We start from the raw sequence: 15537 nt of genomic DNA on the forward strand, positions 1-15537 counted from the left end.
CCTCGGGCTTGTCCCGAGGGCCCATGGTTCAGAGGCGCGGACGACGCGGAAGTCGCACAAACCTGGCCTCACGCAAAAATCCCGCCGAGGGCGCATGGCTCCTCGGGACAGGCCCGAGGATGACGGAGCGTGATCAGCCCCCGCCCAGCGCCACCGCGATCCGATAGGTCACGAACGACGCCAGATAGGCCAGGGCGAACATGTAGACGACCATGACCCACATCCACTTCCAGCTGTTCAGCTCCCGCTTCACCACGCCAAGGGTCGCCACGCATTGAGGCGCGAAGACGTACCAGGCCAGGAAGCTGAGCCCCGTCGCCAGCGACCACTGGGCCATGATGGTCGTGCGCAGGGCTTCCAGAGCCGTGACCGAGGCATCGACGTCGCCGACGGCATAGACGGTGCCCAGCGCCGCGACCGCCACCTCGCGCGCGGCCATGCCGGGCACCAGGGCGATGACCATCTGCCAGTTGAAACCGATGGGGGCGAAGATGGGCTCCAGAGCGTGTCCGATCATCCCGGCGAATGAATAGTCGATGGCCGGCAGCGTCGCCCCTTCCGGCGGATACGGGAAGGTCGAGGCGGCCCAAACCAGGATCATCAGGGGCAGGATGATCCGCGCCGCCCGCTCCATGAAGATCTTGGCCCGCAGCCAGAGGTTCAGCAGCACCGACTTCACGTCGGGCGTCTTGTAGGCCGGCAGCTCCATCATGAAGGGCTCCACAGCCCCCCTCCAGAAGATCTTGCGGATGACGAAGGACACCACCAGCGCCGACACGATACCGGCCGCATAGAGGCCGAACATCACCAGCCCCTGCAGGTTGGCGAAGCCCCAGACCGTCTCCTGCGGAATGAAGGCCCCGATGATCAGGGTGTAGACCGGGATGCGCGCCGAACAGGTCATCAGGGGCGCGACCAGGATGGTGGTCAGCCGGTCCCGCTTGGCGTCGATCACCCGGGCCGCCATCACGCCCGGAATGGCGCAGGCGAAACTGGACAACAGCGGAATGAAGGCCCGGCCATGCAGACCCGCCCCGCCCATGATCTTGTCCATCAGGAAGGCCGCGCGGGCCATGTAGCCGAAGTCTTCCAGCAGGATGATGAAGGCGAACAGGATGATGATCTGAGGCAGGAAGACCAGCACGCCCCCCACCCCCGCGATCAGGCCGTCGACGATCAGGCTCTCGACCAGCGGCCAGACGGGGCCGCTATCGGGCACCACCGCCCCCACGCCCGCGCCCAACAGGCCGAAGCCCGCCTCGATGGCGTCCATCGCCGGCGTGGCCCAGGCGAACACCGCCTGGAACATGACGAACAGCAGGGCCATCAGGATCGCCAGACCGGCGACCGGGTGCAGCAGAACCGCATCGACCTTGCCGGTCAGCGTATCCGGCCGCTCGGGCGGGCGCACCGTGGCGCGCATGATCTGCTCGGCCCGGCTATGGGCGCTGCGGATCGCGGCGGCGTCGGGAGCGGTCCAGGTCTCGCCTTCCGACCAGGTCGATCCGGCGGCGGCATCGATCTGGGCCACCAGTTCGTCGATCCCGCGCTTCCGCGTCGCCACCGTCGTCACGATCGGCACGCCCAGCTCGGCCTGCAGCTTCTCCAGATCGATCCGCAGGCCCTGACGCTGGGCGATGTCGTACATGTTCAGCGCCAGAACCATCGGCCGCCCGACGGCCTTCAGCTCCAGGATCAGACGCAGGACCAGACGCAGGTTGGTCGCATCCGCCACCGCCACGATCACGTCCGGCGGCGTCTCGCCCTTCAGACGACCCAGGACCGCGTCGCGCGTGACCTCCTCGTCCGGGCTGCGGGCGCGCAGCGAATAGGTGCCCGGCAGGTCCAGCACCGACACGGACCGGCCGGTCGCGGTCTGCACCCGGCCCTCCTTCCGCTCGACGGTGACGCCCGCGTAGTTGGCGACCTTCTGGTGGGCGCCGGTCAGGGCGTTGAACAGGGCGGTCTTGCCGGAGTTCGGATTGCCCACCAGGGCGACCCGCACGGGCTTCACGGCGATGTCCATTATTCGGCGGCTCCGGCCAGTTCGATGCTGAGGCTGGCGGCCTCCTTGCGACGCAGAGCGACCCGCATGTCGTCCACCTTCAGCGCCATGGGATCGCGGCCGATCAGGCCTTCGTGGATCAGTTCGATGTTCGCGCCCTCGACCAGACCCAGCTCCAGCAGCCGCCGCTCCAGCTCGACCTCTTCGGTCTGGTGGTGACAGTGGGTCCCCACCGAAACGATGACGCCGCGATCGCCCACCCGGGCGTCGCTCAGCTTGATGACCTTGGACATGGAACGCTCACAGGCTGCGGGCCGCCCGCCCCGGGAAGGCGGCCCGATTTGTGCGAACGCTTATCAGCCGCGATAGCAACGCGTCCAGTGGCGGATCACTCGGCGGCCGCCGGGAGCGGATCGTTGGCGGTCGTCTCCTGCGCCTCCCACTCCTCGATCTTGCGGGCCGTGTATTCCGGCGAACGCGTGAACCGGGCCAGGGCCCCATAGATCACGGGCACCACGAACAGGGTCAGCAGGGTCGCGAACATCGCCCCGGTGAAGATCACCACGCCGATGGTCTGACGACTGCCCGCCCCCGCCCCCTGCCAGAGCATCAGCGGCAGGGCGCCGAAGGCCGTGGCGATCGAGGTCATGATGATCGGACGCAGGCGCAGCGACGACGATTCGACGATGGCCTCCTTGATCGACCGTCCCTGATCCCGCAGCTGGTTGGCGAACTCCACGATCAGGATGCCGTTCTTGGCGGCCACCCCGATCAGGATGATTAGCCCGATCTGCGAATAGATGTTCAGGCTGGACCCCGCCATCAGCAGGCCGAACAGCCCGCCCGCCGCCGCCAGAGGCACGGTCAACATGATCACCGCCGGGGTGATCCAGCTCTCGAACTGTGCCGCCAGCACCAGGAAGACGAGCAACAGCGCCAGGCCGAATGCCCAGGCCACGGCGCCGCCGGCCTCCTGTTGATCGCGCGCCGCGCCGCCGTATTGCAGGGTAACAACGCCCTGCGGCTGCTGGGCGGCCTGCTGTTCCATGAAGGCCACGGCGTCGGCGATGGTCATGCCGGGGTTCAGGTCGGCCGCCAGGGTGATGGCCCGCTGCCGGTCCAGTCGACGCCGGTCCGGCGTGTCGCCCGAGGTCTGGGTCGTGACCACCGACGACAGGGGCACCAGTGCGCCCGAGCCCGAACCGACATACAGCCGCTCCAGGTCGGCGACCGAGCTGCGGTTGGCGCGATCCGTCTGCAGGATCACGTCGTATTCCTGACCGCCCCGGATGTAGGTTGTCGCCCGGCGAGAACCGAACATGGTCTCCAGGGTCCGGCCGATCTGCTGCGAAGAGACGCCCAGGGCCGCCGCCTTCTGGGGATCGACATCGACCAGCAGCCGCGGCGCGTTCGGTTCATAGTTCAGGCGCGGACGCGAGAAGCCGGGGTTTTCCAACGCGGCCGCCAGCATGGGCTGCAGCCAGTTGTAGATCTCCTCGTACTCTGCGCCGGTGGCGATCAGTTCGATGGAGTTGCTGCTTCCGCCGCCGCCCCCGCCGCCGCGCTGGAAAGCGCCCGGCGTCGAGGCGTTGACCTGGGCGCCCGTCTGGGTGCGCAGCTTGCCGTTGATCTCCCGGGCGATCTCGTCGGCCGACCGATGCCGCTCGGACCAGTCCTTCAGGATCAGTGAGGCGTTGCCGGAGTTGTAGCTGCCGCCGCCGAAGCCGGGGGCCGAGATCAGGAAGCTCTCGACCTCGCCCTGCTGCTTGTAGTCGGCCAGGATCGGCTCCAGCCCCATCATGATGTTGCGGGTGTATTCAAAGCCCGCGCCCTCCGGACCGGCGACGCGGATCTGCACCCGACCGCGATCTTCCGGCGGCACCAGCTCCTCGGGAAGATGGATGAACATGGCGGCGGTTCCCGCCCCGACCAGCAGGATCAGCAGCGATACCCCGATCACGGCGACCCGTTTGCCGATCAGGGCGTTCAGGGAGTTGGCATAGGAGTTCTTCAGCCCGTCCATCGCCCAGTCCACCTTGCGGGCCAGCCAGCCGGCGCCGTGTGAGGGTTTCAGGATCTTGGACGCCAGCATCGGCGACAGGCTCAGCGCCAGGAAGGCGGAGAAGGCCACCGCCGCCGCGATCGCCGCCGCCAGTTCGACGAACAGACGACCGACATAGCCGGGCAGGAACAGCAGGGGCGCGAACACGGCCAGAAGCGTGATGGTCGTGGCGATGACGGCGAAGAAGACCTGACGCGTGCCGCGCTCGGCGGCTACCAGCGGCGGCTCCCCGTGGTCGAGGCGACGCTGGATGTTCTCGGTCACCACGATGGCGTCATCGACGACCAGGCCGATGGCCAGCACCAGGGCCAGAAGCGTCAGCAGGTTCAGCGAGAAACCGAGCGGCGCCAGGACGATGAAGGTCGAGAGCAGACAGATCGGCGCCACGATCGACGGGATCAGGGCGGCCCGCAGACTGCCCAGGAAGATGAAGTTCACCAGGGCCACCAGCACCATGGAGATGCCGATGGTGATCCAGACCTCGTCGATGGCGTGCGACGTGAAGACCGAGTTGTCGGAGCCGACGACCAGTTCGGTCCCTTCCGGCAGCGAGCCTTGCAGTTGCTCGACCAGGGCCGTGACGCCCTTGGAGATTTCCAGGTCGTTCGACTGGGCCTGACGGGTCACGGCCAGGCCGATCTGGTCCAGGCCGTTGCCGCGGAACAGACGGCGGCTCTCTTCGGGCGCCTCCTCGACGCGGGCGATGTCGCCCAGACGTGTCACATAGGTGGCTCGCGCCTGCAGCGCGCCCGTCGCGCCCGAACCGTTCGGGATGGTGCCGGTCGAGATCGAGCCGGACGCGCCCGCCGAACCGATGGAGGCCGACCCGCTGTTGCCGATGGGAAGCTGGGCGAAGTCCTGGGGCCGCGCATAGGTGCGGGCCACGCGGACCGTGTAGTCCTTGTCGGTCGATTCCAGCGCGCCAGCCGGCAGTTCGACGTTCTGGCTGGTCAGGGCCTGTTCGACGTCCGAGACGGTCAGGCCGCGCGCGCCCATGGCGGCGGCGTCCAGCCAGATGCGCATGGCGTAGCGTTGCTCGCCATAGATCTGGGCCTGGGCCACGCCCGGAACCGTAGCCAGACGGTCCAGAAGGGTCCGGTCGGCATAGTCGGTCAGTTGCAGGCGGTTCATCGTCGACGACCGCAGGAACAGGATCATGATGGGCGCGCTGTCGGAATCCGCCTTGGCGACCTCGGGGGGATCGGCCTGGTCCGGCAGGCGGCCCTGCACCCGGCTGACCCGGTCGCGTACGTCCGACGCGGCGACGTCGATGTCGCGGTCCAGGGCGAACTCGATGGTGACGTTGGACCTGCCGTCGCGGCTGGACGAGGTGATCCGCTCGACGCCCTGGATGCCGGCGACCTGCTGCTCGATCGGCTCGGTGATCCGGTTCTCGATGACCTCGGCCGACGCGCCGGCGTAGCTGGTCGAGACCGACACGATGGGCGGATCGACGTCCGGCAGTTCGCGCACCGGCAGGAAGAAGAAGGCGGCCGCCCCGATGACGCACAGCACGATCGCGGCCACGGCCGCGAACACCGGCCGCCGGACGGAAACGTCGGAAAGCATCATCGCGTGGCCGCCTGCGGTGCGGCGGCGCGCGCGCCGGCCGGAGCCTGATCGCCCGCGCCCGCCACGGTGACGGGGGCGTTCGGCTGGATGCGGTTCAGCCCCGATCCGACCACGCGATCATTGGCGTTCAGGCCCGAGATGATCTCGACGAAGCCGCCTTCCACGGCACCGGTCTCCACCGTCACCCGCTGGGCGACCGAGCCGCGCTCTCCGGCCGCGATGCGGTAAACGAAGGCGCCTTGGCCCTGATACTGGATGGCGGCTTCAGGCACCGAGGCCGTCTGGCGCTGGCCCTGCTGGATGCCGACGCGCATCAGCATGCCGGGGCGGATGCGACCGCCGGGATTGGGGAACTCGGCGCGGGCCGTGACGGCGCGCGTGGTCTCGTTGATGCGGGTGTCGATCAGGGCGATCCGGCCCGCGAACTGTTCCTGGCCGTAGGCGTCGGCCGTCGCCACGATCGGCAGCCCCTGACGCAGGACGCCGAGGTAGCGTTCCGGCACCGGGAAATCGACGCGGATCACCGAGGTGTCGTCCAGGGTCGCGATCACCGCGCCGGGGCTGATCAGGGTGCCGGGCGTCACCGTCGACAGGCCCAGTGTCCCGGCGAAGGGCGCCCGGATCATGCGGTCGCCGCGACGGGCCTCGGCCGCCTCCAGCGTCGCCTGGGCGGTCTCCAGCGCCGTCTCCGAATCCTCGGCGCTGACCCGCGGCGCGATGCCGCGCTCGGCCAGGTCCTGGAACCGGTCGTATTCGCGCTGGGCCTGGGCCAGCTGGGCGCGGGCCTGGATGATGGAGGCGTCTTCCTCGCGCGCCTGCAGCTGCACCAGGGGCGCGCCGGCTGCGACCCGCTGTCCATCCGAGAACAGAACGGCCGTGATCAGTTCGGAGGTGTTGGAGGTGATGTTCACCGACCGGCGTCCGCGCGCCACGCCCAGCACGTTGATCTGGTCGCTGAAGGGCCGCACCGTCACCACGGCTTCGGAGACGGCCTGGCCGCGTCCTCCGCCGGGTCCGCCCCGGCCGCCGCCCGGTCCGCCGGCCCCGCCCTCGTCGCCGGCGAAGGCGACGCGCAGAATGGCCGCGACGATCATCAGGCCCAGCACGGCGGCTGCGACGACGAGGAACAGGTGACGTCTGATCACGCGGCGGTATCTCTTCAAACAAGCGGGCGGCCCCGAATAGCCATTCCGACCATCGAGGCAACCTAAAGACTTTGTAACGTTGGCCGTGACGGTTTCCGTCGCGGCGATCGACAGGCGCCGGGATTTCTCAGAAACGCCGCCACAACGCGATCACGGCCCCTTCGGCCAGAGGCGTCTCCCGCCCTGCGACCGTGCGCCGCCAGCCGGCCTGAAGGCTCCAGTGGCCGAGGTTTCGCACCACCGATGTCTCCATCGACAGCCACCGCGCCCCGTCGCCGTCCGTCAGGCCGCCGAAGGCCTGGCCCAGCACCATCCAGCCCTCGCCGAAATGACCGCCGACGGTGACATCCGCCCGCGTCTCGTCCGGCAGGCCATCGCGCATCCGCCGCGCCGCCTGGACCTCCACGAACGACCGCTCCGGCCCCCAACCGATCAGCCCCCTGCCCGGCCCGCCCAGGGAGCGGCCGGCGGCGACCCTGACCTCCCAATCCCGCTCGCCCACGCCCGGCGCGGCGTATCCGGCGTTCCGCCCCTCACCCGAGATCGAATAGCCGGCGTAGAGGCTGACCGCGTTGCGGTCGTCGCGATACGCCTGCCAGATCAGACCCAGCTCCACCGGACCGCGTCCGTCGTAGTCGACGAAGGCGTCCTCGCCCGACTGCCAGTCGCCCTTGAATTGAAGCGTCACCGTCTCGCTGAGACCATACTGGGCGAAGACACCGAGCGCCCGGTCCTCCCGCTCGACCGGCAGAGGGACCACGATGCCCGACGGATCGTAGCCGTCCTTCGCCCGCATCGCCTCGGCCTTCACGATCACCTGTCCCTTGCCCTTTGGCTGGGTCCAGGCGTTGGCCTGCACGGAAGACGCCGCCGTCGCGAGCAACAGGCCCGCGAGGCAGCGCACGATCATCAGGCGTCGTAACCCGGCGATTTCCGATCCAGCTGACGCAGCGCCCCCGGCCAGGCCAGGGCGGAGATGAAGCCGATCCCCCGGCCCTGCTCCTTGGTCTCTTCCTGGGCCGCGTCCGGCGCGATCAGCACATGTTCGCGCCCGCCCGACAGGGCCGCGATCTGCTGGGCGCAGGCCCGCTCAAGGAAGAACATCCCGACCCAGGCCGCCGCCGCCGTCTGACCGACCGCCAGCGTCCCGTGGTTCCTGAGCAGCATCAGAGGCTTGTCGCCCAGATCCGCCACCAGACGTTCGCGCTCGTCGTGGTTCAGCGCCAGCCCCTCGTAGCCGTGGTAGGCGACCTGATGCTGCAACAGACAGGCGTTCTGCCCGATGGGCAGCAGCCCTTCCGCCTGCGCCGCCACGCCCACTCCCGCCACCGTGTGCAGGTGGATGACGAACTGCGCGTCCTCGCGCGCGCCGTGGATGGCCGAGTGGATGGTGAAGCCCGCCGGATTGATGAAGTTCTGCGTCTCCTGAACGATGTTCCCGTCCAGATCGACCTTCACCAGGGACGAGGCCGTGATCTCCTCGAAGTAGAAGCCGTAGGGGTTGATCAGGAAGTGATGTTCCGGCCCCGGCGCCCGCGCCGAAATATGGGTGAAGATCATGTCGTCCCACCCGTGCAGGGCGACCAGTCGGTACAGGGCGGCCAGATCCACCCGGACCTGCCATTCCTCCGCCGACACGCGGGACTTCAACGATTGAGCGGCGCCGTCTGCCATACTGTCCTCCATCGCCTCTTCGCGGGCGAACGATCCACCGTCGCGCCAACGCCCGGTTGGGTCAAGGTGATCGGCATTCAGGCTTGATTAACCGAGTTTTCACCACCACCCGCCAAGGTCCATCGGCCGGATGCTCAAATCCGGCCGGAGTCTGCCGTGACCGCTGTCGTCCAACTGCAATCCCACCGCCCCATGGACGTGGACACCCTGTCTTCCGCCCAGCAGCTTCTGGAACTGGCGCGCGGCAAGGGTGTGGACGACCGCCGCCGCCTCCTGCTCGGCATCGCCGCCCTGTGCGACGCCACCCCTCCGGGCGCCGACGCCTCGCCGATCCTGGGCGAGATCTTCATGGTCATCGCCCGCCAGGCCGAGCGCGACATCCGCAAGGCCCTGTCCGACAGCCTCGCCTCGGCCGAATGGGCCCCGCCCGCCCTGATCGCCATGCTGGCGCTGGACGAGATCGAGATCGCCCGCCCCGTCATCGCCAACAGCCCGCTCCTGAAGGATCAGGACCTGCTGCGCGTCCTGGTCGAGGCCACCATCGAGCATCAGATCGAGGTCGCCCGTCGCCCCCACATCTCGGGCCGCGTGGCCGACGCCATCATCGACCGCGGCGAGCCCGCCAGCCTGACGGCCCTGGCCGGCAACAAGACCGCAGAGGTCAGCGAAGACTCCCTGGGTCGTCTGGTCGAACAGTCGCGCCGCATCGCCGCCCTGCGCGCCCCCCTGACCCGCCACCCGCGCTTGAACGACGCCCTGGCCACCCAGCTCTATCAGTGGGTCGGCCAGTCCCTGCGTGAGGCCATCGGCGAGCGCTTCCGCGTGGACGAGACCAAGTTGGCCGAGGCCATCGAATCCGTCACCCGCCCCGCCGCGCCCAAGCCGGTCGGCGCCGAGCCTCTGGGCATGGCCGCCGATCCCGAGGTCACCGACCCGGAAGAGATGGAACGTCGCCTGGTCGCCAAGCTGCAGAGCGCGGGCCAGCTTCGCGCCGGCTTTCTGATCCGCGCCGTCCGTGAAAAGCGCCTGACCCTGTTCGAACACGCTATCGCGGCTCTGGGCGGCTTCCCCATCACCCACGTCCGCGCCGCCATCGTGCGCCCCAGCCCGGACGCCCTCTTCCTGGCCTGCGCCGCCGTCGGCATCGACCGCGCCGTCTTCCCGGCCGTGCTGGAGGAGATCCGCAAGCTGAACGGCGGCTGGCCCGGTGACGGCGACGAAGGCTATGCCGGTCGCATGACCCTGCCGCCCTCGGCCGCCATGCGCGAGTTCCGCGCCCTGATGGGCCACATCGGCTCCTGATCGCTCCTTCGATCGCGCTTGCCGTTTGACTTGACCGTGCGGGTCAGTGTCTCGTGATCCCGTGACCGTCGCCCCCTCCTCCCTGAAGCTCGCCTTCTGCGCCAGCGACCGGCCCGAAGCCCAGCAGGCGCGCGCCCGGCTGATCGAACGCTATGGCCAGGTCCAGGAGTTCCAGGCCGACGCCATCGTGGCCCTGGGCGGCGACGGCTTCATGCTGGAGACGATGCACGCCAACCTGATGCGCAAGATCCCCGTCTACGGCATGAACCGGGGCTCGGTCGGCTTTCTGATGAACGACTACGAAGAGGACGGCCTCCTGGACCGGATCGCCGCCGCCGGTCGCGCCGTCATTCACCCGCTTCAGATGGACGCCTGGACCGAGAGCGGCGCGGTCCACACGGGCCTGGCCATCAACGAGGTCTCCCTGCTGCGCCAGACGCGTCAGTCGGCCAAGCTCAGGATCAGCGTCGACGGCAAGGTGCGGCTGGAGGAGCTGGCCTGCGACGGCTGCATGGTCGCCACCCCGGCCGGATCCACGGCCTACAACCTCTCGGCCCACGGCCCCATCATCCCGCTGGACGCCCGCATGCTGGCCCTGACGCCGATCAGCGCCTTCCGCCCCCGTCGCTGGCGCGGCGCCCTCCTCTCGCACCGCGCAAAGGTCGAGTTCGAGGTGCTGGAGGCCGACAAACGCCCGGTCAGCGCCGTGGCCGACGGCCTGGAGATCCGCCGCGTGGTCAAGGTGGCGGTCAAGGAGCGCCGCGACGTCGGCCTGACCATGCTGTTCGACGCCGGCCGCTCGTTCGAGGAGCGCGTCCTGGCCGAACAGTTCACGGGCTGAAGCCTCCCTCTTCCCGCACCCATTCCCCCTCTCCGTGCACCCCAGCGAAGGCTGGGGTCCAGATGGCGAAGACGGCATCAGGATCAGCGGAGTTGGTGCGTCGTCCCAGCCGTCTGGATTTGTGATCTGGACCCCAGCCTTCGCTGCGGTGCACGGGTGGAAAGCGCGGACAAACAGCCAAGTCACGGGTTCTTAAGAGGAGCCGTGCATCTTCAGCCCGTTAGTCCTCAGGAGTTCATCGTGAGCAACCCGGCTCAGGTCATTCGCCCGCCCAACATGCTCCGCGCCAAGGTCGGCGGCGGCTTCGGCGGCATCAACGCCGACGCCATCGCCAAGGCCGAAGAAGCCCTGAAGGCCATGTCGAGCCAGTTCGGCCAGTGGCTCCAGGACGAAATCGTCAAGCTGGAGGCCGCCCAGGCCGCCATCCGTGCCGAGGGCTACAACGCCCAGACCGCCGAAGGCCTCTATTTCCGCGCCCACGACCTGAAGGGTCTCGGCGCCACCTACCAGTATCCCCTGGTCACCCGTCTCGCCGGCTCGCTGTGCAAGCTGATGGACGACCCCGCCAAGCGCCTCGACGCCCCGATGAAGCTGATCGACGCCCACATCGACGCCATCCGCGCCGTGGTCCGCGACCAGATCCAGACCGACGACCACCCCGTCGGCCGCGTCCTGTCGGAAACTCTCGAAGCCGAAGTCGCCGCCCACCGGGCCGGCTAAATCCCTTCTCCTATTGCGGGCCAAGCCGCCCCTTCTCCCCTTGCGGAAGAAGGAAAGCCGATCTCGGAATTAATTCCTTCCTGCCCCTTGCGGATCAACCTTGTGATCCACACGTCCCCGGAACGGTCTTTGACAACCAAAGACAGGGGGGCCCGGCCGCGATCCCGCGTCGGCGAGGTATGTCTAAGCCCGACGATTTCGTCCGTTTTGTCCGTTTCGTCCGCTAACTTTCGTCCGGACGAAACGGACGAAAATCCTCAGGCGGCGTTGACCGCCGACAATCGGGCCGGGTTCGACGCCGGCTGATCCAGCCGCTCCATCAGATAGGCCAGGTCGTCACGCGGCGCGTTCGGGCGTTGGGTCAGGAACCGCTCCAGCATCTGCTCGCGGAAGACCTCGCCCGAGGTGTCCTTGCCCTCGGCCGACAGCTGACGCCAGGTGTCGACGCCCGCCCGGAAGGCCTGGAACAGGCGCGGCGGCAGGCCGGCCCGGTCATAGATCGCCTTCAGCCCCAGCGGTCCCGCATCGTGGACCATCAGCCAGGCGCGCTGGTGCGGCGTGGACGACAGCTCGGCGATCCCATGCTCGAACAAGGTCATCTTGCCCCGCGCCAGAGCCCTCAGCAGCAGGGACGCCGTCAGGGCCTTCCGCGAGTTCAGCTGGGCCACGAAGGTCGCCAGATCGGCGCTCGCCCCGGCCTGGTCGATCAGGTCAACGGTCGCCCGCTCCCGCGCGAAGTTCGACAGACGGATCGCCGTCTCCGGCGCCACCGCATGGCGGGTGATCAGGTGCTCGCGCACGGCGTCCGACGCCAGGGCAACCAGCCGTTCGGTGATGTCCAGCGGCAGGACCTGGCGATAGGCCAGGGCCGCCACGACTTCCGCGCTCTGGCCGAAGCGATCGACGACGTTGCCCATCGCCTTTTCGGACAGGTCGGCGTTGTCGTTCGACGCCAGGGTCCGCACCGCCGTCTCGCAACCGTCGGTGCTCAGCACGTCTGCGACGTCGCGCGACACCGTCGGACGGGCGGCGATGGCGACCTGACGCACGGCCGAGCCGGCGCGCACGATCTCGATCAGGTCCTCGTCCGAAAACGCGGGCGACGAGCCGATGATCGGCAAGGCGATGGAATCGACGTCCGAGGCCAGGATCCGCGCCACGTCGCGCGGCAACAGGTCCGAACTCTTCAGCGTGATGGCCAGGGCCCGGCGCACCAGTTCGGCGGCGTCGTTGGCCAGGACGCGCATGATCTTCTGGGCCGCCTCGCGGTCTTCGTCGGTCAGGTCGGCCCGATCGATGCTGCGGCACAGCTTGTGCGCGGCCGAGGCGCGCTCGTCGTCGTCGGTCGCCTTGATCAGGCGGCGAATGTCGAACTCGGTCAGACGGGCGCGGTGGGCGGTCATGGGGCTCTATGGGCGAGTCGCGGTGCGGACGGCTTAGGGTGAGCTTGCAGGCTTAACGGCCGGTTTACTATGGCCGCCTCAGACGCCGGTTTCGCTTTGCGGCGAGAAGGCCCCGCCGAAGCCGCCGCCCTTGCCGTCGTTCTGTCCCAGCAGCAGGGCCAGAAGGCTCTGATCCTGTTTCAGCCGGTCCAGACGCGCCGCCAGGGCCTGATCCTGTTCACTCAGCAGCGGCGCCTGCGGCCCCGTCGGAGAAACCACCGATCCGTCGCCCGCCGACCGCTGCAGATTGGCGTGAACCTCGGCCACCGTCGCCGCACGCCCTTCGCGATAGAAGATCGACCGGTTGGCCGCCGCCGCCTGGGGGAACATGGCGACCGCGCTGGAGCCCGGCCGCGTCTGCATCGCCTCCATGATCTGGGCGGCGCCCGCCGGGCCCAGGAAGTGGGCGGCGTACAGGTCGCCGGCCCCGGGCTCCTGCCCCGTCCGCCCGCGCAGATAGGCCGCGTTCGACGCCGTCAGCTCCGCCGCCATGGTCGAGGCCGCCTGCGGATCGAACCTCAGGTCCAGCACCACGTTCCGCGCCGAACCCTCGACCCGCCAGCGTCCGTCGGACCCGCGATGGATCAGGTCGGCGTACTGGCCATAGCCGTGCTTCGCACCATGCTGCTTGACCGTCGCCAGCCAGGTCTGTTCGATAAACTGAAACAGGCCCGAAGCGGATGAAGTCGGCGCCTTGGCGTTGGGGTTGAACGAACTCTCCCGACGCGCCGTCCGCATCAGGAAGTCGTAGTCCACACCAGTCGTATTGGCGGCGCGACGAATCGCGGCCTCCACTCCTCCCGACGCTGGAATCGCTCCGACGGACATAGGTAAAGGCTCGGAGATCATGGTTAATCGAGCGTTAATGTCCGTTAACAGCGCCGCTTTCAGGTCACACCGCTACCTGATCGACAGTCAGTCAGAAACGGTTGTTTCCCCTGCCCAAATCCCGCCACGGACCGCGCGCGTCATTCTCGCACGGGTTGCTGGGGAGCGGCTTCTGCAAGGGAGTGACGGCCATGATGATACAGACTGCGGGCGGCCCCGGACTGGTCAGCCCCATCGACTTCGGCGAGCGGCGCAAGCCCCTGCCCCGCGCCACCGTGATCGCCATCGGCGTCGTCGCCCTGGCCCACATCGCGGTCGGGACGGCGCTCTACTACCAGCGGTTCGAGCTGAAGCTGCTGCCCACCAACGACCAGCCCCGCGTGATCGACGGCAGCATGATCGTGCTCAAGCGCGACCCGCCGCCTCCGATCATCACCATGGACCCGCCGGCCCCCAACCCGCCGATCCACCGCACCGACGCCCCTCCGGCCCATGTCGAAACGCTGGCCACGGTCATCTCCGACAACCCCGGCCCGGTGATCGGCCCGGTCATCAACACCACCACCATCGTCGAACCGACCACCGCCACCGGCACCGCGACCGAGCCCGTCGTCGAGGTCCCGCGCGGCCCGCCGGTCATCCGCTCGCCCCAGTGGATCAGCCGCCCCAACGGCGACCAGCTGGCCCGCGCCTATCCACCGCGCGCCATCACCCGCAGCGTCGAGGGCTCGGCCAGCCTGAGCTGTCGCGTCCAGGCGGCGGGCACGGTCACCGGCTGCACCGTCGTGTCGGAAACACCCGGCGGCTACGGCTTCGGTCGCTCGGCCCAGCAGTTGTCACGCTACTTCCGCATGAGCCCCCAGACCGCGGACGGCCAGGCGGTCGACGGCGCCCAGGTGACCATCGGAATCCGCTTCAACCTGCCGGAAGAGTAGGCCTCAGCGGGTCAAGGGCGGCCGCGTGAGGGCCACGCGGCCGCCCTTCGATTCCATCGGCCACGATCCGCCCGACCAGCGGCCCCAGCAGCCAGCCATTCCGACGCGGCGCCAAGGCCAGGTGCAGCCCATCGCTCACCGGTCCCGCCAGCGGCAGCCCATCCGGCGTCGCCCCGCGCACCCCTGTCCGCCATTCGATCTCGACCGGTGCCTCGATCCCCAGCATCCGCCCCGCCGCCTGGGACAACCGTTCCGACGCCGCCGGATCGGGCTGCAGGCTCCGGCTTCCGAACTGCATCGTCGCCCCGATCAGGGCCCCGCCCTCAGCCGGCGCGACATAGCCCTCGCGTCCGCGCAGAACCCGATCCGTCAGCGGCGCCGACACATGGCCGATCTGCCCCGCCACCGGCTGGACCCCATCGACGATCGCAGCCACCTCGTGCGGCAGCCCCTCCAACGCCCCGGCCGCGCCTGTGGCGATCACGGCCTCAGCCGCCCGGATCGAGCCCTCGGCCGTCTCGACCCGCCAGCCGTCGGCGGTCCGTTCGATCGACCGGGCCTCCTCGGTGATCACTGGCGCGGTCAGACTGGCCTTCAGCGCATAGAGGCTCTTCGCCGCGTCCAGCCGGGTATCCGTAGCAGCGCTGACCGTCCCGGCCTCGACCACGAACCCGAGCGCGGCCAGCCTCTCCGCCACCTCGACGGCATCGGCCCCGCGCCATTCGGCCGGAGTCTCGTCGAGCGTGATTCCGGCCCGGCGGGCGAACTCGGGCCACAGGGCAGCCGCATCCCTCAGCAGGGCCGCCCGCTCGGCGTCCACGCCGTCCAACAGGCTTTCGAAGGCCGGGGCGATCATGCCGGCGGCCACGGCCGAGGCGTTGGTCCGGCAGGGATCGACGACACGGACATCCCGCCCGCGCGCCGTCAGTTCTGCGGCGACCGACAGGCCCAGCACGCCGGCTCCGACCACCACGATGTCACAGGAGAAATCCGCCACGGCGCGTCCTTCGA

General features: G+C 69.0%; 13 protein-coding genes. 4 read left to right on the plus strand and 9 right to left on the minus strand.

Going from position 1 to position 15537, the window contains the following annotated elements; translation table 11 throughout:
- Nucleotides 1-133: 133 nt before the first annotated feature.
- The 6 genes from feoB to ACETK8_RS12830 all read right to left on the minus strand — a co-directional run bounded on the left by feoB (nt 134) and on the right by ACETK8_RS12830 (nt 8458).
- A complete protein-coding gene (gene feoB, locus ACETK8_RS12805; RefSeq protein WP_374036304.1) occupies nt 134-2026 on the minus strand; it encodes a ferrous iron transporter B in 1893 nt (630 codons plus the stop codon).
- Complete coding sequence (locus tag ACETK8_RS12810; RefSeq protein ID WP_374036305.1) at nt 2026-2298, minus strand: FeoA family protein; 273 nt, start codon at nt 2296-2298, stop codon at nt 2026-2028. The genes feoB and ACETK8_RS12810 overlap by 1 nt, the downstream gene beginning before the upstream one ends.
- A gap of 95 nt (nt 2299-2393) precedes the next feature.
- Nucleotides 2394-5636, minus strand: a complete 3243-nt coding sequence (locus ACETK8_RS12815) for an efflux RND transporter permease subunit (protein ID WP_374039402.1) — start codon at nt 5634-5636, stop codon at nt 2394-2396.
- On the minus strand, nt 5636-6784 hold the full coding sequence (locus ACETK8_RS12820; protein WP_374036306.1) for an efflux RND transporter periplasmic adaptor subunit: 1149 nt from the start codon (nt 6782-6784) through the stop codon (nt 5636-5638). Before ACETK8_RS12820 ends, ACETK8_RS12815 begins: the two co-directional genes overlap by 1 nt.
- Before the next feature lie 127 nt (nt 6785-6911).
- Entirely contained in the window at nt 6912-7694 is a 783-nt protein-coding gene (locus ACETK8_RS12825; RefSeq protein WP_374036307.1) for a hypothetical protein, read from the minus strand.
- On the minus strand, nt 7694-8458 hold the full coding sequence (locus ACETK8_RS12830) for a class II aldolase/adducin family protein (RefSeq protein WP_374036308.1): 765 nt from the start codon (nt 8456-8458) through the stop codon (nt 7694-7696). The genes ACETK8_RS12825 and ACETK8_RS12830 overlap by 1 nt, the downstream gene beginning before the upstream one ends.
- 156 nt (nt 8459-8614) lie before the next feature.
- On the opposite strand from ACETK8_RS12830, the gene ACETK8_RS12835 reads away from it, so the two are divergent.
- The 3 genes from ACETK8_RS12835 to ACETK8_RS12845 all read left to right on the plus strand — a co-directional run bounded on the left by ACETK8_RS12835 (nt 8615) and on the right by ACETK8_RS12845 (nt 11321).
- Nucleotides 8615-9760 carry a DUF2336 domain-containing protein gene (locus ACETK8_RS12835; protein ID WP_374036309.1) on the plus strand — a complete coding sequence of 382 codons (1146 nt, stop codon included), beginning with the start codon at nt 8615-8617 and terminating at the stop codon, nt 9758-9760.
- A gap of 61 nt (nt 9761-9821) precedes the next feature.
- A complete protein-coding gene (locus ACETK8_RS12840; RefSeq protein ID WP_374036310.1) occupies nt 9822-10601 on the plus strand; it encodes an NAD kinase in 780 nt (259 codons plus the stop codon).
- Nucleotides 10602-10877: 276 nt separating this feature from the next.
- Complete coding sequence (locus ACETK8_RS12845; RefSeq protein WP_374039403.1) at nt 10878-11321, plus strand: Hpt domain-containing protein; 444 nt, start codon at nt 10878-10880, stop codon at nt 11319-11321.
- Between the two features lie 257 nt (nt 11322-11578).
- Here ACETK8_RS12845 and ACETK8_RS12850 read toward each other — a convergent pair whose 3' ends face one another.
- Together ACETK8_RS12850 and ACETK8_RS12855 are read right to left on the minus strand one after the other, a co-directional pair.
- Nucleotides 11579-12724 carry a DUF2336 domain-containing protein gene (locus tag ACETK8_RS12850; protein ID WP_374036311.1) on the minus strand — a complete coding sequence of 382 codons (1146 nt, stop codon included), beginning with the start codon at nt 12722-12724 and terminating at the stop codon, nt 11579-11581.
- Between the two features lie 78 nt (nt 12725-12802).
- Nucleotides 12803-13558: a transglycosylase SLT domain-containing protein gene (locus ACETK8_RS12855; RefSeq protein ID WP_374036312.1), complete on the minus strand. Its 756-nt coding sequence runs from the start codon at nt 13556-13558 to the stop codon at nt 12803-12805.
- Nucleotides 13559-13782: 224 nt separating this feature from the next.
- On the opposite strand from ACETK8_RS12855, the gene ACETK8_RS12860 reads away from it, so the two are divergent.
- A complete protein-coding gene (locus ACETK8_RS12860; RefSeq protein WP_374036313.1) occupies nt 13783-14526 on the plus strand; it encodes a TonB family protein in 744 nt (247 codons plus the stop codon).
- Here ACETK8_RS12860 and ACETK8_RS12865 read toward each other — a convergent pair.
- Nucleotides 14507-15523: an NAD(P)/FAD-dependent oxidoreductase gene (locus ACETK8_RS12865; RefSeq protein WP_374036314.1), complete on the minus strand. Its 1017-nt coding sequence runs from the start codon at nt 15521-15523 to the stop codon at nt 14507-14509. The genes ACETK8_RS12860 and ACETK8_RS12865 overlap by 20 nt on opposite strands.
- Between the last annotated feature and the right edge of the window lie 14 nt (nt 15524-15537).

It is taken from the genome of Brevundimonas staleyi (genome assembly GCF_041893865.1).
In the GTDB taxonomy this organism is placed as follows: domain Bacteria; phylum Pseudomonadota; class Alphaproteobacteria; order Caulobacterales; family Caulobacteraceae; genus Brevundimonas; species Brevundimonas staleyi.